Annotated in this window: 18 protein-coding genes and 1 riboswitch; of the genes, 16 read left to right on the top strand and 2 right to left on the bottom strand. The window is 70.2% G+C overall.

Going from position 1 to position 17889, the window contains the following annotated elements; all coding sequences use genetic code 11:
• The first annotated feature begins 27 nt into the window (after nt 1-27).
• The 6 genes from ABZ027_RS13060 to ABZ027_RS13035 all read left to right on the top strand — a co-directional run bounded on the left by ABZ027_RS13060 (nt 28) and on the right by ABZ027_RS13035 (nt 5423).
• Nucleotides 28-336, top strand: a complete 309-nt coding sequence (locus ABZ027_RS13060) for a DUF2469 domain-containing protein (protein ID WP_003993268.1) — start codon at nt 28-30, stop codon at nt 334-336.
• 107 nt (nt 337-443) lie between these two features.
• Complete coding sequence (locus tag ABZ027_RS13055; RefSeq protein ID WP_356767443.1) at nt 444-875, top strand: YraN family protein; 432 nt, start codon at nt 444-446, stop codon at nt 873-875.
• 1 nt (nt 876) lies between these two features.
• On the top strand, nt 877-2502 hold the full coding sequence (locus ABZ027_RS13050; protein ID WP_356767441.1) for a YifB family Mg chelatase-like AAA ATPase: 1626 nt from the start codon (nt 877-879) through the stop codon (nt 2500-2502).
• A complete protein-coding gene (gene dprA, locus ABZ027_RS13045) occupies nt 2499-3659 on the top strand; it encodes a DNA-processing protein DprA (RefSeq protein ID WP_356767439.1) in 1161 nt (386 codons plus the stop codon). Before ABZ027_RS13050 ends, dprA begins: the two co-directional genes overlap by 4 nt.
• 270 nt (nt 3660-3929) lie before the next feature.
• Nucleotides 3930-4772, top strand: a complete 843-nt coding sequence (gene whiG / locus ABZ027_RS13040; protein ID WP_356767437.1) for an RNA polymerase sigma factor WhiG — start codon at nt 3930-3932, stop codon at nt 4770-4772.
• 93 nt (nt 4773-4865) lie between these two features.
• Nucleotides 4866-5423, top strand: coding sequence for a helix-turn-helix domain-containing protein (locus ABZ027_RS13035; protein WP_356767555.1), 558 nt, complete (start codon nt 4866-4868; stop codon nt 5421-5423).
• A gap of 209 nt (nt 5424-5632) precedes the next feature.
• Here ABZ027_RS13035 and ABZ027_RS13030 read toward each other — a convergent pair whose 3' ends face one another.
• Nucleotides 5633-6289, bottom strand: a complete 657-nt coding sequence (locus tag ABZ027_RS13030; RefSeq protein WP_356767436.1) for a M23 family metallopeptidase — start codon at nt 6287-6289, stop codon at nt 5633-5635.
• 271 nt (nt 6290-6560) lie between these two features.
• Between ABZ027_RS13030 and rpsB the strand changes: the two genes are divergently transcribed.
• The 10 genes from rpsB (at nt 6561) to ABZ027_RS12980 (ending at nt 17080) form a co-directional block, all read left to right on the top strand.
• Nucleotides 6561-7523 (top strand): 30S ribosomal protein S2, encoded by a 963-nt coding sequence (rpsB, locus tag ABZ027_RS13025; RefSeq protein WP_356767434.1) that lies wholly within the window; start codon nt 6561-6563, stop codon nt 7521-7523.
• Between the two features lie 94 nt (nt 7524-7617).
• Complete coding sequence (gene tsf / locus ABZ027_RS13020) at nt 7618-8454, top strand: translation elongation factor Ts (protein ID WP_356767432.1); 837 nt, start codon at nt 7618-7620, stop codon at nt 8452-8454.
• Between the two features lie 190 nt (nt 8455-8644).
• Nucleotides 8645-9403, top strand: a complete 759-nt coding sequence (gene pyrH, locus ABZ027_RS13015; protein WP_356767430.1) for a UMP kinase — start codon at nt 8645-8647, stop codon at nt 9401-9403.
• A gap of 169 nt (nt 9404-9572) precedes the next feature.
• Nucleotides 9573-10130 (top strand): ribosome recycling factor, encoded by a 558-nt coding sequence (frr, locus tag ABZ027_RS13010; protein WP_031138209.1) that lies wholly within the window; start codon nt 9573-9575, stop codon nt 10128-10130.
• Complete coding sequence (locus tag ABZ027_RS13005) at nt 10130-11254, top strand: phosphatidate cytidylyltransferase (RefSeq protein WP_356767428.1); 1125 nt, start codon at nt 10130-10132, stop codon at nt 11252-11254. Before frr ends, ABZ027_RS13005 begins: the two co-directional genes overlap by 1 nt.
• Nucleotides 11255-11417: 163 nt before the next feature.
• Entirely contained in the window at nt 11418-11861 is a 444-nt protein-coding gene (locus tag ABZ027_RS13000) for a cytidine deaminase (RefSeq protein WP_356767426.1), read from the top strand.
• Nucleotides 11862-11997: 136 nt separating this feature from the next.
• Nucleotides 11998-13104: a 23S rRNA (adenine(2503)-C(2))-methyltransferase RlmN gene (gene rlmN, locus ABZ027_RS12995; RefSeq protein ID WP_356767424.1), complete on the top strand. Its 1107-nt coding sequence runs from the start codon at nt 11998-12000 to the stop codon at nt 13102-13104.
• 24 nt (nt 13105-13128) lie between these two features.
• Nucleotides 13129-13234: riboswitch (TPP riboswitch) on the top strand.
• 85 nt (nt 13235-13319) lie between these two features.
• Nucleotides 13320-14399, top strand: a complete 1080-nt coding sequence (locus ABZ027_RS12990) for a thiamine ABC transporter substrate-binding protein (protein ID WP_356767422.1) — start codon at nt 13320-13322, stop codon at nt 14397-14399.
• Nucleotides 14375-16057, top strand: a complete 1683-nt coding sequence (locus tag ABZ027_RS12985; protein ID WP_356767420.1) for an iron ABC transporter permease — start codon at nt 14375-14377, stop codon at nt 16055-16057. The genes ABZ027_RS12990 and ABZ027_RS12985 overlap by 25 nt, the downstream gene beginning before the upstream one ends.
• Nucleotides 16058-17080, top strand: coding sequence for an ABC transporter ATP-binding protein (locus ABZ027_RS12980; RefSeq protein ID WP_356767418.1), 1023 nt, complete (start codon nt 16058-16060; stop codon nt 17078-17080). It abuts the gene before it with no gap.
• A 91-nt stretch (nt 17081-17171) separates the two neighbouring features.
• On the opposite strand, the gene ABZ027_RS12975 is transcribed toward ABZ027_RS12980, so the two are convergent.
• Nucleotides 17172-17885: an LAETG motif-containing sortase-dependent surface protein gene (locus ABZ027_RS12975; protein WP_356767416.1), complete on the bottom strand. Its 714-nt coding sequence runs from the start codon at nt 17883-17885 to the stop codon at nt 17172-17174.
• Nucleotides 17886-17889 lie beyond the last annotated feature (4 nt).

Genomic DNA, 17889 nt, shown 5'->3' with positions numbered 1-17889 from the left:
GACCGCACGGCTGAAGGGGAACATGCCATGAGCGCCGAGGACCTCGAGAAGTACGAGACCGAGATGGAGCTCAAGCTCTACCGGGAGTACCGCGATGTCGTCGGTCTGTTCAAATACGTGATCGAGACCGAACGGCGCTTCTACCTCACCAACGACTACGAGATGCAGGTGCACTCGGTGCAGGGTGAGGTGTTCTTCGAGGTGTCCATGGCGGATGCCTGGGTGTGGGACATGTACAGGCCGGCGCGTTTCGTGAAGCAGGTCCGCGTCCTCACGTTCAAGGACGTGAACATCGAGGAGCTGAACAAGAGCGACCTCGAGCTGCCCAGCGGGTGATCTTCCCCCGTGAGGGTGGCGGAGATTTCCACAACCGGTGAGTAGCCCACCAAGATCAACTATACCGGTGCGTGTGCGTGACGGTTGGTGCCGGAGGTGGTGCCGACATGAACACGCATCAGGCACGCGGCAACGGGCATCAGGCACGCGGTAACACTCGGGCGCGCGGTAGCACGCATCAGGCGCGCAGCGCACTCGGCAGGTACGGCGAGACGCTGGCCGCGCGGCGGCTGGTGGAGGCCGGGATGACGGTCCTGCAGCGCAACTGGCGCTGCGGCAGGACCGGCGAGATCGACATCGTGGCGCGGGACGGCGACATCCTGGTCGTCTGTGAGGTCAAGACGCGGCGGGCGGGGCTCTTCGAGCATCCGATGTCCGCGGTGACTCCCGACAAGGCGGAGCGGCTGCGCGATCTCGCGGAGCGCTGGATCCACGCCCACGGCGGAGCGCCACCTGGAGGCGTCCGCATCGACCTGGTGGGCGTCGTCCTGCCCAGCCGTGGCGCACCCGTCGTCGAGCACGTCCGGGGGGTGGCCTGAGATGGGGTTCGCACGGACCTGCGCGGTGGCTCTGGTCGGCGTCGAGGGCGTGGTGGTCGAGGTCCAGGCCGACCTCGAACCGGGGGTCGCGGCGTTCACCCTGGTGGGGCTGCCGGACAAGAGCCTGACCGAGAGCCGTGACCGGGTCAGGGCCGCGGTGGTGAATTCCGGTGGCGAGTGGCCGCAGAAGAAACTGACGGTGGGGCTCAGTCCCGCATCGGTGCCGAAGGCGGGGTCCGGGTTCGATCTGGCCGTGGCCTGCGCCGTCCTCGGTGCCGCCGAGCGGATCGATCCGCGGGTGCTCGCCGACATCGTGATGATCGGGGAGCTGGGCCTGGATGGACGGGTGCGGCCGGTCCGGGGCATCCTCCCGGCGGTGCTGGCCGCGGCCGACGCCGGCTACGAGCAGGTGGTCGTGCCCGAGTGCGCAGCCACCGAGGCGGCCCTGGTGCCGGGAGTGTCGGTGCTCGGGGTGCGCAGTCTGCGGCAGCTGATCGCGGTCCTCGCGGACGAGCCCGTGCCCGAGGAGGAACCGGACGAGACGGGCCGCCCGGACCCGCTGCTCGCCGGACTGCGGATGCCGGGCACCGGCGCGGCCACCGGCATGAACAGCATGGGGGCCGGCCAACTCGACGCCGGTCACGACCTCGCCGACGTGGTGGGCCAGATGTCGGCGCGCACGGCGGTGGAGGTCGCCGCCGCGGGCGGACATCACCTCTTCCTGTCCGGTCCGCCCGGGGCCGGCAAGACGATGCTGGCGGAGCGGCTGCCCGCGATCCTGCCCCGGCTCAGCCGGGAGGAGTCCCTGGAGGTCACGGCGGTGCACTCGGTGGCGGGTCTGCTGCCTCCCGGAAAGCCCCTGGTCGATGTCGCGCCCTACTGCGCCCCGCATCATTCGGCCACGATGCAGGCTCTGGTCGGCGGCGGTCAGGGCGTCGCGCGCCCCGGAGCGGTCTCGCTCTCTCACCGCGGTGTCTTATTTTTGGATGAAACGCCGGAATTCAGCAGCAGGGCCCTGGATGCCTTGCGGCAGCCCCTGGAGGCGGGGCACGTGGTGATCGCGCGCAGTGCGGGGGTGGTGCGCTTCCCGGCGAAGTTCCTGATGGTGCTCGCGGCCAACCCCTGCCCGTGCGGACGCTTCTCCCAGACGGACGACATGTGCGAGTGCCTGCCCTCGGCGATCCGGCGCTACCAGGCCCGGCTGTCGGGCCCGCTGCTCGACCGGGTCGACCTCCGGGTCGAAGTCGACCGTGTCACCCGCGCCGAGCTGACCGGCCGCGATGCCCGGGGGGAGTCCACGGCGGCCGTGGCCGACCGGGTCCGGGATGCCAGGGCGCGGGCGCTGGCCCGGCTGGCGGGCACTCCCTGGCGCACCAACAGCGAGGTGTCCGGGCGGGAGCTGCGTGGCCGCTGGTATGCCCGGGCCGGTGCCATGGACGAGGCGGAGCGGAACCTGGAGCGGGGCGTGCTGACCGCGCGCGGGCTCGACCGAGTCCTGCGCGTGGCCTGGACCGTCGCGGACCTGGTGGGACACGACCGGCCCGACGCGACGGACGTCGCCCTGGCCCTGCAACTGCGAACCGGCGTTCCACGCGGCGTGCCCATGGCCATCGGGGCGCTGACATGAGCGTCGACGACGATCCGGGCGACGGGCGGGTCGACCGCGTGTTCCTCACCCGTGTCATCGAGCCCGGTGACGAGATCGCCGGGCGGTGGGTGCGGGAGTTCGGGGTGGACGAGGTGGCGAGAAGGCTCAGGGAGGGCGGGCAGGCGTTGCCCGGGGTGAGCGGCAAGCGGTGGGCCGGCTTGCTGGCCAGGGCCGGGCGGGCCGAACCCGGGCAGGACCTCGCGGTCGCTCGGGAGCGTGGGGTGCGGTTCATCGGCCCGGGTGACGCCGAGTGGCCGGGACAACTCGACGATCTCGGGGACGCGCGGCCCCTCGGGCTGTGGGTGCGCGGGCTGCCCAACCTCAGGATGTGGGCGCTCAGATCGGTGGCCGTGGTCGGCGCGCGTGCCTGCACCGAGTACGGCGCCCACATGGCCGCCACGCTCGCCGCCGGCCTCGCCGAGCGCGGCTGGGTCGTGGTGTCCGGTGGGGCCTACGGGGTCGACGGCGCCGCCCACCGGGGTGCCCTCGGCGCCGGCGGTGCCACCGTCGCCGTGCTGGCCTGCGGAGTCGACCGGCCCTACCCGCGTGGACACGCCCAGTTGATCACCAGGATCGCCGAACAGGGGCTGGTGGTGGGGGAGTTGCCGCCCGGGGAGCATCCGACGCCGAGCAGGTTCGTGCTGCGGAACCGGGTGATCGCCGCCCTCACCCGGGGTGCCGTGGTCGTCGAGGCCGCCTATCGGAGCGGTTCCTTGGTCACCGCGCGGGCGGCACAGCGCCTGGGGCGGCACACCATGGGGGTGCCGGGACCGGTCACCAGTGGTCTGTCCGCAGGTGTGCACGAGCTCCTGCGACAGGACGCGGTGCTGGTGACCGACGCGGCGGAAGTGGTCGAACTGGTCGGTGACATGGGGGAGCTGGCCCCGGACCGGCGCGGGCCCGTACTGCCGCGTGATCTCCTCGACGCCGCCGCTCGCAGGGTACTGGCCGCCCTGCCGGGGCGCGGTGCGGCGACGGCCGACGAGATCGCGCGCGGCGCGCAGACCACCTCGGACGACGCGATCGCGAGACTGTACGAACTCCGAGCACTGGGTTACGTCGAACGACATGGCGACGGCTGGAAGTTGACACGCCAGTCGATGATCTCCGTACGCGGTGGTCGACATGGGTGCTGACCGAGTGTGTTCGGCCGCCCGGGGGAACCCTGAACCCCTTGCCGATTCCCGCAGTTGGCCCGCTGCCGCCATCACGCAGAGCGATGGATACGACGCGGCGGAGCGTTCGCGGAACGTATCTGCGCACGACCCGGGCGATGTCCTTCGCACACCGCGACACTTCAGTCACGCTACGCTCACCAGGATTCCGACGCAGACCGGCAACTCGGCATCAGACCGACAGCTCACCCAGGCAGCACTACTTCACGGCAGAACGGTACAAGGCGACGAATGCCCCAGCACACCTCCGGGTCCGACCGGGCGGCGATCCCCCCAGCCGCCCGCGAGGGTGGCAGCGTGCGGCCGCCCGCTCCCTCGACGCTCGACGAGCTGTGGCGGTCCTACAAGGCGACGGGCGACGAGCGTTTACGCGAGCAGCTGATCCTGCACTACTCGCCGCTCGTGAAGTACGTGGCGGGGCGGGTGAGCGTAGGCCTGCCGCCCAACGTGGAGCAGGCGGACTTCGTGTCCTCCGGGGTCTTCGGACTGATCGACGCGATCGAGAAGTTCGACATCGACCGGGAGATCAAGTTCGAGACGTACGCGATCACCCGGATCCGGGGCGCGATGATCGACGAGCTGCGGGCACTGGACTGGATCCCGCGATCGGTACGGCAGAAGGCGCGGAACGTCGAGCGGGCGTACGCGACGCTGGAGGCGCGACTCAGACGGACGCCGAGCGAGAGCGAAGTGGCCGCCGAGATGGGGATCGCGGTGGACGATCTCCATGCCGTCTTCAGCCAGTTGTCGCTGGCGAACGTGGTGGCCCTGGAGGAGCTGCTGCATGTCGGCGGCGAGGGCGGCGACCGGCTGAGCCTCATGGACACGCTGGAGGACACGGCCGCCGACAACCCCGTCGAGGTGGCCGAGGACCGGGAGCTGCGGCGATTCCTGGCGCGGGCGATCAACACCCTGCCCGAGCGGGAGAAGACCGTGGTGACGCTGTACTACTACGAGGGGCTCACGCTCGCGGAGATCGGGAACGTGCTGGGTGTGACCGAGAGCCGGGTCAGTCAGATTCACACCAAGTCGGTGCTTCAGTTGCGCGCGAAACTGGCCGCCTTCGGTCGTTGACGTGGGCGAACGCCGACCGGTCGGGGCGCGCACTCCCGTCGGGGGTGGTCCGTCCGTACAGTGGTTCACGTGCCAAGGATTCGAGCGGCCTCCGTGGCCGAGCACCGGTCGATGCAGCGAGCCGCCCTGCTGGACGCGGCTCGTTCCCTGTTGTCCGAGGGCGGGACGGAGGCGCTGACCTTTCCCGCTCTCGCCGAGAAAACCGGCCTCGCGAGGTCGTCCGTGTACGAGTACTTCCGTTCGCGGGCCGCCGTGGTCGAGGAACTGTGCGAGGTCGACTTTCCCGTCTGGGCGGCGGAGGTGTCGGCGGCGATGTCCGCGGCGGACGGGCCCGAGGCCAAGGTCGAGGCGTATGTGCGCCGGCAGCTGGCGCTGGTGGGGGACCGGCGGCACCGCGCCGTGGTGGCGATCTCCGCGAGTGAGCTGGACGCGGGTGCCCGGGAGAAGATCCGGGCCGCGCACGGGGGGCTGGTCGCGATGATCGTCGAGGCGCTGGCGGAGATGGGGCACGCGCAGCCCCGGATGGCGGCGATGATGTTGCAGGGGATCGTGGACGCGGCCGTGCGGCGGATCGAGCTGGGCGCCGCGGAGGAACCCGCGGTGATCACGGAGGCCGCGGTGGGCATGGCCCTGCGGGGGGTGCAGGGCTGAGACAGGCCCGGGGCGAACCCGGTCTGGGCCAGGGACGTGGGCGTGCCCTGCGGCTGACGGGCGGCCAACGTGTCCGCCCAGTCCACGGGCGGTCAACCCGCACCCCACTCCCGTACGGCCAAGCGGCCATCACCCACCATGGCCTGCGCCCGTCGGTACCCCTCCGGCGGCCTGTGCACCCCCGTCGGTAGTCACCACGCCCCCGTCGACTACGACGGCACAGGTACGCCGATCACCGGCAGCAGTCGTGATGGGCCCCGGCTCAGGAGCCATGGTGGGAGCAGTGACAGGGGGTCCAGGTAGGTCTCGGCGCGTCGCAGGCCCCAGTGGACGCAGGGGGTCGTGCAGTGGGAGCCCGTCGGCTCCACCGTGCCCAGGACCGCGCCCGCGGCCACCTCCTCGCCCTTCTTCACCGACGCCCGGACCGGCTCGTACGTCGTCCGGAGCGGAGGATCGCCGGTCCCGGCCAGCTCCACCGAGACGACCCCCTTACCCGCGACCCGCCCCGCGAAGGACACCCGGCCCGCGGCCACCGCCCGCACCGGAGCACCGGGCAGGACGGACAGGTCGACGCCCCGGTGGCCGCGACCGTAGGCCGTCGCCGGAGGCTCCCAGGCGCGCAGGACGGCAGGACGGTCGCCCACGGGCCAGAAGCGGCCGAGAGACGGTACCGACGTGTCCGTGGCCGCCGGGGCGAGGGTGATCGGACGGTCACCGGGCCCGGCCGAGGAGACCTGCAGTGACGCCGTGAGCAGCGCCAGCGACCCCAGCAGTCCCAGAAACCTCAGCCATGTACCACCCCACGTATTCAGCCACGTATCCGCCCACGTACCCGTAGATGTGCCCACATTTCGTTTCGCTCGCATGCCCGAACCGTCTCGTATCCGCCCTGTCGGCGGCCCTGGCCTGTGGACCGCTGACCGGTTGTGGACAGTGGCGTCACCCGGGGGGTCGCGGGTCCCGTACACTTCCTTTGGCGATCCGGGTCACCGGGTCGACTTCGCACGCCCCGACATCAAGCCGGTTTCCGGCCGGTGTCAGCGCTCCTCGGTCCTTTGCGGCACGGCGCACGCGGGCGTCAGGCGCGGGAGCTATCCGGCACCCGCGGCACAACCGAGAAACTCAAGGAGAACGGCCATGGCCGTCGTCACGATGCGGGAGCTGCTGGAAAGCGGCGTCCACTTCGGTCACCAGACCCGTCGTTGGAACCCGAAGATGAAGCGCTTCATCTTCACGGAGCGCAACGGCATCTACATCATCGACCTGCTCCAGTCGCTGTCGTACATCGACCGCGCCTACGAGTTCGTCAAGGAGACCGTCGCCCACGGCGGCACGGTCATGTTCGTCGGCACGAAGAAGCAGGCGCAGGAGGCCATCGCCGAGCAGGCGACCCGCGTCGGCATGCCCTTCGTCAACCAGCGCTGGCTGGGCGGCATGCTCACCAACTTCTCGACCGTCTACAAGCGTCTGCAGCGCCTCAAGGAGCTCGAGCAGATCGACTTCGAGGACGTCGCCGCGTCGGGTCTCACCAAGAAGGAGCTTCTCGTGCTCTCGCGCGAGAAGGCCAAGCTGGAGAAGACCCTCGGTGGTATCCGCGAGATGCAGAAGGTGCCCAGCGCCGTCTGGATCGTGGACACCAAGAAGGAGCACATCGCGGTCGGCGAGGCCCGGAAGCTCAACATCCCGGTCGTCGCGATCCTCGACACCAACTGCGACCCCGACGAGGTCGACTACAAGATCCCGGGCAACGACGACGCGATCCGCTCCGTCACGCTGCTCACCCGGGTGATCGCGGACGCGGTCGCCGAGGGCCTCATCTCCCGCTCCGGTGTCGCCACCGAGGGCAAGGGCGACAAGGCCGCGGGCGAGCCGCTGGCCGCGTGGGAGCGCGACCTGCTCGAGGGCGAGAAGAAGGCCGACGAGGCTGAGGCTCCGGCCGCCGCCGAGGCCGAGAAGCCCGCCGAGGCCGAGAAGCCCGCCGAGGCCGAGAAGCCGGCCGAGGCTGCTGAGGCTCCGGCCGCCGAGGCTCCGGCTGCTGAGGCTCCGGCCGCCGAGGCCCCCGCCGCCGAGGCTCCCGCCGCGGACGCCGAGCAGGCCTGACCCCTCACCACCTTCGGGTTCTGGACGGCGGGGACCACACAGTCCCCGCCGTCCGGCCCGTAGATCTTCAGACTTCGAGAGAGATTCCAGAATCATGGCGAACTACACCGCCGCCGACGTCAAGAAGCTCCGTGAGCTCACCGGCGCCGGCATGATGGACTGCAAGAAGGCGCTGGACGAGGCCGAAGGCAGCGTCGAGAAGGCCGTCGAGGCGCTCCGCATCAAGGGCCAGAAGGGCGTCGCCAAGCGCGAGGGCCGCTCCGCCGAGAACGGCGCCGTGGTCTCGATCATCGCCGACGACAACTCCTCCGGTGTCATCGTCGAGCTGAAGTGCGAGACGGACTTCGTCGCCAAGGGTGAGAAGTTCCAGGCCGTCGCCACCGCGATCGCCGAGCACGTCGCCAAGTCCGCCCCGGCCGACCTGGAGGCGCTGCTCGCCTCCGAGATCGAGGCCGGCAAGACCGTCCAGGCGTTCGTGGACGAGGCCAACGCCAACCTGGGCGAGAAGATCGTCCTGGACCGCTTCGCGCAGTTCGCGGACGGTTTCGTGACGGCGTACATGCACCGCACCATGCCCGACCTGCCCCCGCAGATCGGTGTCCTGGTCGAGCTCGACAAGCCCAACGCCGAGATCGCCAAGGGTGTCGCCCAGCACATCGCCGCCTTCGCGCCGAAGTACCTCTCCAAGGAGGACGTGCCGGCCGAGGTCGTCGAGTCGGAGCGTCGTGTCGCCGAGGAGACCACCCGCGCCGAGGGCAAGCCCGAGGCCGCGCTGCCGAAGATCGTCGAGGGTCGCCTCAACGGCTTCTTCAAGGACGCCACGCTGCTCGGTCAGCCGTACGCGCTCGACAACAAGAAGTCCGTCCAGAAGGTCCTGGACGAGGCCGGTGTCACCCTGAAGCGCTTCTCGCGCATCAAGGTCGGCATCTGAGTCCGTACCGCGCCCGACGCTCGACCCCGATAGGGTCGTAGGTGTCGACCGCGTACGCTCCCACGCACGCGTGCGGGGGAGACGACAGCAGATCTGACGAGGAGGCCATTGCCGCGCATGGGATGCGAACGACACCCCACCGGCAGTGGCCTTCTTCGCATGTGCACCACGTGAAAGAGGCGGGATCTCCATGACCACGAAGGCCCAGAAGAGCGACGACGGCAAAGTGAGCGGCCGGTTTCTGCTGAAGCTGTCCGGAGAGGCCTTCGCCGGCGGCGGCGGCCTGGGGGTCGACCCCGACGTGGTGCACAAGATCGCCCGAGAGATCGCGGCGGTGGTGCGGGACGGCGCCGAGATCGCGGTCGTGATCGGCGGCGGCAACTTCTTCCGCGGTGCCGAGCTCCAGCAGCGTGGCATGGACCGGGCCCGCTCCGACTACATGGGCATGCTCGGCACCGTCATGAACTGCCTCGCCCTCCAGGACTTCCTGGAGAAGGAGGGCATCCAGTCCCGGGTGCAGACCGCCATCACCATGGGCCAGGTCGCCGAGCCGTACATCCCGCTGCGTGCCGTGCGCCACCTGGAGAAGGGCCGCGTGGTCATCTTCGGTGCCGGCATGGGCATGCCGTACTTCTCCACCGATACCACCGCCGCCCAGCGCGCCCTGGAGATCGACGCCGAGGCGCTGCTGATGGGCAAGAACGGCGTGGACGGGGTCTACGACTCCGACCCGAAGACCAACCCCGACGCGGTCAAGTTCGACGCCCTCGGCTACGGCGAGGTCATCACCCGCGACCTCAAGGTCGCCGACGCCACCGCCGTCACACTGTGCCGCGACAACAAGCTCCCGATCCTGGTCTTCGAGCTTCTGGCGGAGGGCAATATCGCCCGCGCCGTCAAGGGTGAGAAGATCGGCACGCTTGTGGGTGACCAGGGCAGCCGGGACTGACGACCCGTTGACCCACCCCGTCCGGGGGACGGACGGGACGGAGCCCAGCCGGGGGATGGACAATGTCCTGCCGGTCGGGAACCGTGCAGGAAGAAGACGCGACGCAGCCGGCCGCCGCCCTCACCAAGGAACCGCAGCCGGGCCTACTCAAGACACGCAGGAGCAAGTGGTGATCGAAGAGACCCTCCTCGAGGCCGAGGAGAAGATGGAGAAGGCCGTCGTGGTCGCCAAGGAGGACTTCGCCGCGATCCGCACCGGCCGTGCGCACCCGGCGATGTTCAACAAGATCGTGGCCGACTACTACGGCGCGCCGACGCCGATCAACCAGCTGGCTTCGTTCTCCGTGCCGGAGCCGCGCATGGCGGTCGTGACCCCGTTCGACAAGACCGCGCTGCGCAACATCGAGCAGGCGATCCGCGACTCCGACCTGGGCGTCAACCCGAGCAACGACGGCAACATCATCCGTGTGGTGTTCCCCGAGCTCACCGAGGAACGCCGCCGCGAGTACATCAAGGTCGCCAAGAGCAAGGGCGAGGACGCCAAGGTGTCCATCCGCTCCGTCCGCCGCAAGGCCAAGGACGCCATCGACAAGCTGATCAAGGACGGCGAGGTCGGCGAGGACGAGGGCCGTCGTGCGGAGAAGGAGCTCGACGACACCACCGCGAAGTACGTCGCCCAGGTGGACGAGCTCCTCAAGCACAAGGAAGCGGAGCTGCTCGAGGTCTGATGAACGACTCTTCCTGGGGAGCGCCGCCACAGACCGGGTACTGGGGGCCCTCCGAGCAGGGGCCTGCCCAGAGGGCTGCCCCGGCGGGTCCCACGTACGATGCGCATGACGCGCAGCACACTCGCCCCATGCCCATCGTGCCCGACCCACCGGCGTATGGCGGTGACCAGGATGACGATCGGGGGGCCGTTCGGTCGGGCGGCCCCCCGTTCCGCGACGACATGCCGCAGACGTCGCCCTACGGGGCGGCGCCGCAGAATCCGGAGCCCATGCCCGACGCCTCGCAGCCGGCGTCCGCGCCGCAGAAGAAGAGCGCGGGCCGTGACCTGGGTGCGGCCATAGGGGTCGGCGTCGGGCTCGGTGTGGTGATCGTCGCCTCGCTCTTCGTCGTCAAGGCCGTGTTCGTCGGCGTGATAGCGGTCGCCGTGGTGGTGGGGCTGTGGGAGCTGACCAGCCGGCTGGAGGAACGCAAGGACATCAGGGCGCCCCTCGTGCCGCTGGCGGTCGGCGGCGCGGCCATGGTCGTCTCCGGTTACGTCCGCGGTGCCGAGGGCGCCTGGGTCGCCATGGCGCTCACCGCGCTGGCCGTCCTGGTCTGGCGGATGACGGAACCGCCGGAGAACTACCTCAGGGACGTCACCGCGGGCCTCTTCGCGGCCTTCTACGTCCCGTTCCTGGCCACCTTCGTCGCGATGATGCTCACCGCCGACGACGGTCCGCGTCGTGTCCTGACGTTCCTGCTCCTGACCGTTGTCAGCGACACCGGCGCGTACGCCATCGGCTGGCGCTTCGGCAAGCACAAGCTCGCCCCGCGCATCAGCCCCGGCAAGACCCGCGAGGGCCTGCTGGGCGCGGTGTCGTTCGCGATGGTGGCGGGCGCGCTGTGCATGCAGTTCCTGATCGACGACGGCACCTGGTGGCAGGGACTGCTGCTCGGCTTCGCGGTCGCGGCCAGCGCCACGCTCGGCGACCTCGGCGAGTCGATGATCAAGCGGGACCTGGGCATCAAGGACATGGGCACGCTGCTGCCGGGCCACGGCGGCATCATGGACCGGCTGGACTCACTGCTGCCGACGGCGCCCGTGGTGTGGCTGCTGCTGGTGATCTTCGTCGGGTCGGGTTGACGGTCGTAGGCGGTCGGCGTACGAGGTCGTAGTACCTGCCTCTCCTACCTAGCACCTGTCTGTCGCACGGCGTTCTCGTGGGCCCCCGCTTCGGCGGGGGCCCTGCGCGCAACCAGGCGTCACAGTCAGGACTGAGTGAGAGTGCTGTGTCAAACTCCTGCGCATGAAACTCGACCAGGCACTCGTGGATGCGGCCATGGAACTCATGGATCGACGCTGGCCGGCGGGTGAACCTGGCGGTGCGGCCGCTGTACGGCTCGCCGACGGCGGCATCTTTACCAGCGTCGGTCTGGACAACATGCACGGCTCGGTCGCGCTCTGCCAGGAAACCGGGGCATTCATACAGGCCTACACCCAGGACCGGGCCGTCACCGCCTCCGTCTGCGTCTCCCGTGACCTGGAGCGCGGCAGAATACTGATCTTGCCGCCATGTGGCGTCTGCCAGGAGCGGCTCGCGCTCTGGGGGCCGTCCGTCGAAGTCGCCGTCCCGCAGGAGGACGATCCCACTCGGTGGGAGGGGCGGACACTCGCGGAAGTGAACCCCTACTACTGGGGTTCGCAGTTCACCGACGGGCGGTGGCCTTCCCAAGCGGAGCACGCCGAGTGATGACACCCTCGGGCCCCTCCACGAATTTCTCGGCCGTCCAAGGCCGACCGACGCCGACAGTCGGCACCCACGGGTGACCACCCCCACCCCACTCCGGCCTGGGCAACCGGAGTTGATCTGCGACACTGGGAGGGTTATGCCTGCACCCGGAGAACTCACTTTCGTCGCCCCCCGCGGAGCCAAGAAGCCGCCGCGGCATCTCGCTGACCTCACGCCCGCCGAGCGTAAAGACGCGGTGGTCGCTGTGGGGGAGAAGCCGTTTCGTGCCAAGCAGCTGTCGCAGCACTACTTCGCGCGGTACGCGCACGACCCGCAGGAGTGGACGGACATCCCGGCCGGTTCCCGCGGCCGGCTGCAGGAGGTGCTGCTTCCGGAGTTGATGTCGGTCGTGCGGCATCTGTCGACCGACCAGGACACCACCCGCAAGACGCTGTGGCGGCTGTTCGACGGGACGCTCGTCGAGTCGGTGCTGATGCGCTACCCGGACCGGGTGACCATGTGCATCAGCTCGCAGGCGGGGTGCGGGATGAACTGCCCGTTCTGCGCGACCGGGCAGGCGGGGCTGGACCGGAACCTGTCCACCGCCGAGATCGTGCACCAGATCGTGGACGGCATGCGGGCGCTCAGGGACGGCGAGATCCCCGGGGGCCCGGCGCGGCTCAGCAACATCGTGTTCATGGGCATGGGCGAGCCGCTCGCCAACTACAACCGGGTCGTCGGTGCCATCCGGCGGCTCACCGACCCCGAGCCGGACGGGCTCGGGCTCTCGCAGCGTGGGATCACCGTCTCGACGGTCGGACTTGTCCCGGCGATCAACCGCTTCGCCGACGAGGGCTTCAAGTGCCGTCTCGCGATCTCGCTGCACGCGCCCGACGACGAACTGCGCGACACCCTCGTCCCCGTGAACACACGGTGGAAGGTGCGCGAGGTCCTGGACGCCGGCTTCGAGTACGTCGAGAGGTCCGGGCGCCGGTTGTCCATCGAGTACGCGCTGATCCGGGACATCAACGACCAGGCGTGGCGCGGCGACCGGCTCGGGCGGCTGCTGAAGGGCAAGCCCGTGCACGTCAACCTCATTCCGCTGAACCCGACCCCCGGGTCGAAGTGGACCGCCTCCCGCCCCGAGGACGAGAAGGCGTTCGTCGAGGCGATCGCCGCCCATGGCGTGCCGGTCACCGTACGGGACACCCGTGGGCAGGAGATCGACGGGGCGTGTGGTCAGCTCGCCGCGACCGAGCGGTAGTGTGGCGATCGTACGTACATCTACATATTCCGACAGGGGAGCGCCACAGCGCTGAGAGTGCGGCACCGGCCGCAGACCCTCTGAACCTCGCCCAGGTCATTCTGGGTAGGAAGTTCGGTCACTACTCGAGCTGTTGCGCCCTGCCCGGGAATCCTCGGTCCGTCCGAGGGCCCGGGCAGGGCCGCGTCTCTTCCTGGTAACCCAGGAGGAATCCAGTGAGCATCACCCAGAAGGCCACCGTCATGGTCGTCGGACTCGGTCTTGTCACGCTCTCCGCGTGCGGGTCCGGGTCGTCCGACGGCGGTGGCGGCGGCGACTCCAAGACCGTGACCCTCGTCAGCCACGATTCATGGGTCGTGTCGAAGAACGTCCTCGCGGACTTCGAGAAGCGCTCCGGCTACAAGGTCAGGGTCCTCAAGGACGGCGACGCCGGCCAGGCCGTCAACAAGGCGATCCTGACCAAGGACAACCCGCAGGGCGACGTCTTCTTCGGCGTCGACAACACCCTGTTGTCCCGGGCGCTCGACAACGGTCTCTTCCAGTCGTACGAGGCGAAGGGCTCGGACCAGATCCAGCCCCAGTACCGGGCCGATCAGGACAAGCACCGGATCACCCCCATCGACACCGGCGACATCTGCGTCAACTACGACAAGGCGTACTTCAGCGAGCACAAGCTGGCCCCGCCGGCCTCGTTCGACGACCTGACCAAGCCGGCGTACAAGAACCTCCTCGTCACCGAGAACGCCTCCACCTCCTCCCCGGGGCTGGCCTTCCTCCTCGGGTCCGCGGCGAAGTACGGCGACGGATGGCCGGACTACTGGAAGAAGCTCAAGGCCAACGGCGTGAAGGTGGTCGACGGCTGGGAGCAGGCCTACAACGAGGAGTTCTCCGGTTCCGCCGGCGGCAAGAAGGCCAAGGCCGACCGGCCCCTGGTCGTCTCCTACGCGTCCTCGCCGCCCGCCGAGGTGATCTACGCCGACCCGAAGCCGAAGACCGCGCCCACGGGCGTCGCCTCCGGCACCTGCTTCCGCCAGGTCGAGTACGCGGGCCTGCTGAGCAACGCGTCGAACACCAAGGGCGGCAAGGCGCTCCTCGACTTCCTGCTCACCAAGGAGTTCCAGGAGGACATGCCGATGAACATGTTCGTCTACCCGGTACGCGAGGGCGCCCAGGTGCCGAAGGAGTTCACCGAGTACGGGCCGCAGGCCAAGGATCCCAAGACCATGGACCCGGCCCGGATCGCCGACAACCGTGACCAGTGGGTCAAGTCGTGGACCTCGCTCGTACTGAAGTGATCCGGCCTGAAGTGACCCGGCGCTCCAAGCAGAACGCGGCGCGGCTCGGGCTCATCGCCGTGCCCGTCGCGTTCTTCGCCGTGTTCTTCGCCTATCCCGTGGCCGCGATCGTCGCGCGAGGCCTGAAGGTCGACGGTGTGTGGCGGCTGGGACGGATCGCCGACGTGCTCGGGCAGTCCGACATCCGGCACGTGCTGTGGTTCACCACCTGGCAGGCGCTCGCCTCCACCGCGCTCACCCTGCTGGTGGCGCTGCCCGGCGCGTATGTCTTCGCCCGCTTCGACTTCCCCGGCAAGCAGGTCCTGCGGGCGGTCGTGACGGTCCCCTTCGTGCTGCCGACGGTCGTGGTCGGTACGGCGTTCCTGGCGCTGGTGGGGCGCGGCGGGCTGCTGGACGAGCTGTGGGGCGTACGGCTGGACACCACCGTGTGGGCGATCCTGCTCGCGCACGTCTTCTTCAACTACGCGGTCGTCGTGCGGACCGTCGGCGGGCTCTGGGCGCAGCTCGACCCGCGCCAGGAGGAGGCCGCGCGGATGCTCGGCGCGTCCCCGCTCGCGGCGTGGCGGCGGATCACCCTGCCCGCGCTCGCGCCCGCCGTCGCGGCGGCCGCGCTGATGGTCTTCCTGTTCACCTTCACCTCCTTCGGCGTGGTCCAGATCCTGGGCGGTCCGACCTTCTCGACCCTCGAAGTGGAGATCTACCGGCAGACCTCCGAGATCTTCGACCTCGCCACGGCCGCCGTGCTGACGATCATCCAGTTCGCCGCGGTGGGCGCGGTCCTCGCGCTGCACGCGTGGACCGTACGGCGGCGGGAGGCGACCCTGCGGCTGGTGGACGCGTCGGTCACCGCGCGCCGGCCGCGCGGGACGGGCCAGTGGGCGCTGCTGGGCGGCGTCCTCGGCTCGATCGTCGTGCTGCTCCTGCTGCCGCTCGCGGTGCTGGTGCAGCGGTCCCTGGACGCGCCGGACTTCGGCTTCTACCGGGCGCTGACCCGGGACGACGGCGGGCTCTTCCTGGTCCCGCCGGTCGAGGCGATCGGCAACTCGCTGCGGTACGCCGCCGCCGCGACGGTCATCGCGGTGCTGATCGGCGGGCTGGCCGCGGTCGCGTTGACGCGACGGGACGCGGGTCGTTTCGTGCGGGGGTTCGACGCGCTGTTGATGCTGCCGCTCGGGGTGTCCGCGGTGACCGTCGGGTTCGGGTTCCTGATCGCGCTGGACGAGCCCCCGCTGGACCTGCGGTCCTCGTGGATCCTGGTGCCGCTGGCCCAGGCGCTGGTCGGGGTCCCGTTCGTGGTGCGGACCATGTTGCCCGTGCTGCGGGCGACGGACACACGGCTGCGGGAGGCGGCTGCCGTGCTCGGGGCCTCGCCGTGGCGGGCCTGGCGCGAGGTGGATCTGCCGATGGTGCGGCGGGCGTTGCTGATCGCCGCGGGGTTCGCCTTCGCGGTGTCGCTGGGGGAGTTCGGGGCGACGGTGTTCATCGCGCGGCCCGACAACCCGACGCTGCCGGTCGCCGTGGCCCGGCTGCTGGGCCGAGCCGGTGAGGTCAACTACGGGCAGGCGATGGCCCTTTCGACGATTCTGATGATCGTGTGCGCGGTGGCGCTGCTGGTCCTGGAACGGCTGCGCACCGACGACCGGACCGGGGAGTTCTAGATGCTGTTGAGCCTTGAGGACGCGACCGTACGGTTCGGTGGGCGGGCCGTGCTGGACGGGGTCGGTCTCGGTGTCGCCGAGCACGAGATCGTCTGTGTGCTCGGGCCCAGCGGCAGCGGCAAGTCGACGCTGCTGCGGGCGGTGGCCGGGCTGCAACTCCTGGACGGCGGCCGGGTGTCGCTCGACGGCCGCGACCAGGCGGGGGTGCCCGCGCACAAGCGGGACGTCGGTCTCATGTTCCAGGACCACCAGCTGTTCCCGCAGCGGGACGTGGGCCGCAACGTGGCGTTCGGGCTGCGGATGCACGGCGTGGCGAGGGGGCAACAGGACGAGCGGGTACGGGAGTTGCTGGAGCTGGTCGGGCTGCCGGGGGCCGGGCGGCGGGCTGTCGCCTCGCTCTCCGGAGGCGAGCAGCAGCGGGTGGCGCTGGCCCGGGCGCTCGCCCCGCGTCCCCGGCTGCTGATGCTGGACGAGCCGCTCGGCCAGCTGGACCGGTCGCTGCGGGAGCGGCTGGTCGTCGAACTGCGGGAGCTGTTCGGGCGGTTGGGGACGACCGTGCTGGCGGTGACGCATGATCAGGGAGAGGCCTTCGCGCTCGCCGACCGGGTGGTGGTGATGCGGGACGGGCGGATCGCGCAGTCCGGTACGCCGCTGGAGGTGTGGGAGCGACCGGCGGACGAGTTCGTGGCGCGGTTCCTGGGCTTCGAGAACGTGGTCGAGGCCGTGGTGGGTGGTGAGGCCGCCAACACGCCGTGGGGGAAGGTGCCGGTGCCCGCGAGTGCCTCGCAGGGGGAGCGACGGGTGCTGGTGCGGCCGGCCGGGGTGCGGCTCGTGGCCGCGGACGCGGGGCTGCGGTGTGCGGTGGCCGCGCGCACCTTCAAGGGCACGCATGTCGCCGTACGGCTGCGCCCTCAGGACGGCGGGCCCGATCTGGAGGCGGCGTGCGGGCTGCGGGGAGCGCCGGGAGTGGGGGACGTGGTGGGCGTGGAGTTCGACGTGGCCGAGGTTGTCGTGCTGGGCTGACCCTGCCCGGCGCTACGGCGTTGGGGGGCACAAGGCTGTGGCCCGCCCCGTGAAGGGCGGGCCACAGCGTGTCTGTACGACGCGGGCGACGTCAGCGGCCGCTGTTCGCCCCACGGCGACGGAAGCCGAAGAAGACGGCGCCGCCGCCGACGGCGACCAGGGCGATCGCGACACCGGCGATGATGCCGGTGTTGGAGTTCGCGCCGGTCTCGGCGAGGTTGGAGTCACCGGCCGCGGGAGACGGGGCGTTGCTCACGGTGCCCGCCGGCTCGGTGCTCTCGGCCTGCGAGGGCGTCGAGCTCGGGGTGGGGCTGTCGGTGTCCTCGGCCGGGGTCGACGCGGAGTCCGACGGTGTCTGGGTGGGCGTCTGAGTGGGCGTCTTGGTGGGCGTCGGGGTGTCCTCGGTCTTGCAGGCCGTGGCCGGGGTGGTCAGGTTGGGCTTGATGTCCTCGTCGACCTGGTTGCCGGCCTTGACGTGGATCCGGTAGACGGCGTTCGGCTGCCAGTCCTCCTCGAAGGTGATGGTGGCACCCTCGCTCTTGCCCTTGACCTCCTGCACGCCGACCTTCTTCGCGTCCGCGCCGTTCTCCTCCAGGAAGACGGAGACGACGGCCGGGACACCGGTGGGGTCCACGTCGGTGACGGTGATGACACCCTTCGTGCCGTCACATTTCGCCTCGGCGGAGAACTCGCTGATGTTGCAGGCCAGCGCGCTGCCGGCGGCACTGAGCGCCAGCGCGGCGGAGGCGGAGGCGACACCGAGGATGCGCGCGGTGCGTACGGCGGTACGACGGGATATGGACACTGCC

Source organism: Streptomyces sp. NPDC006332, from assembly GCF_040612855.1.
In the GTDB taxonomy this organism is placed as follows: domain Bacteria; phylum Actinomycetota; class Actinomycetes; order Streptomycetales; family Streptomycetaceae; genus Streptomyces.
Note: the sequence above shows the minus strand (reverse complement) of the source record. Positions and strands in the feature narration are given on the sequence as shown.

Coding starts and splice junctions, on each gene's coding strand:
- ABZ027_RS13060 (WP_003993268.1), top strand. CDS start 28: ATGAGCGCCGAGGACCTCGAGAAGTACGAGACCGAGATGGAGCTCAAG.
- ABZ027_RS13055 (WP_356767443.1), top strand. CDS start 444: ATGAACACGCATCAGGCACGCGGCAACGGGCATCAGGCACGCGGTAAC.
- ABZ027_RS13050 (WP_356767441.1), top strand. CDS start 877: ATGGGGTTCGCACGGACCTGCGCGGTGGCTCTGGTCGGCGTCGAGGGC.
- dprA (WP_356767439.1), top strand. CDS start 2,499: ATGAGCGTCGACGACGATCCGGGCGACGGGCGGGTCGACCGCGTGTTC.
- whiG (WP_356767437.1), top strand. CDS start 3,930: ATGCCCCAGCACACCTCCGGGTCCGACCGGGCGGCGATCCCCCCAGCC.
- ABZ027_RS13030 (WP_356767436.1), bottom strand. CDS start 6,289: ATGCGAGCGAAACGAAATGTGGGCACATCTACGGGTACGTGGGCGGAT.
- rpsB (WP_356767434.1), top strand. CDS start 6,561: ATGGCCGTCGTCACGATGCGGGAGCTGCTGGAAAGCGGCGTCCACTTC.
- tsf (WP_356767432.1), top strand. CDS start 7,618: ATGGCGAACTACACCGCCGCCGACGTCAAGAAGCTCCGTGAGCTCACC.
- pyrH (WP_356767430.1), top strand. CDS start 8,645: ATGACCACGAAGGCCCAGAAGAGCGACGACGGCAAAGTGAGCGGCCGG.
- ABZ027_RS13005 (WP_356767428.1), top strand. CDS start 10,130: ATGAACGACTCTTCCTGGGGAGCGCCGCCACAGACCGGGTACTGGGGG.
- ABZ027_RS13000 (WP_356767426.1), top strand. CDS start 11,418: ATGAAACTCGACCAGGCACTCGTGGATGCGGCCATGGAACTCATGGAT.
- rlmN (WP_356767424.1), top strand. CDS start 11,998: ATGCCTGCACCCGGAGAACTCACTTTCGTCGCCCCCCGCGGAGCCAAG.
- ABZ027_RS12980 (WP_356767418.1), top strand. CDS start 16,058: ATGCTGTTGAGCCTTGAGGACGCGACCGTACGGTTCGGTGGGCGGGCC.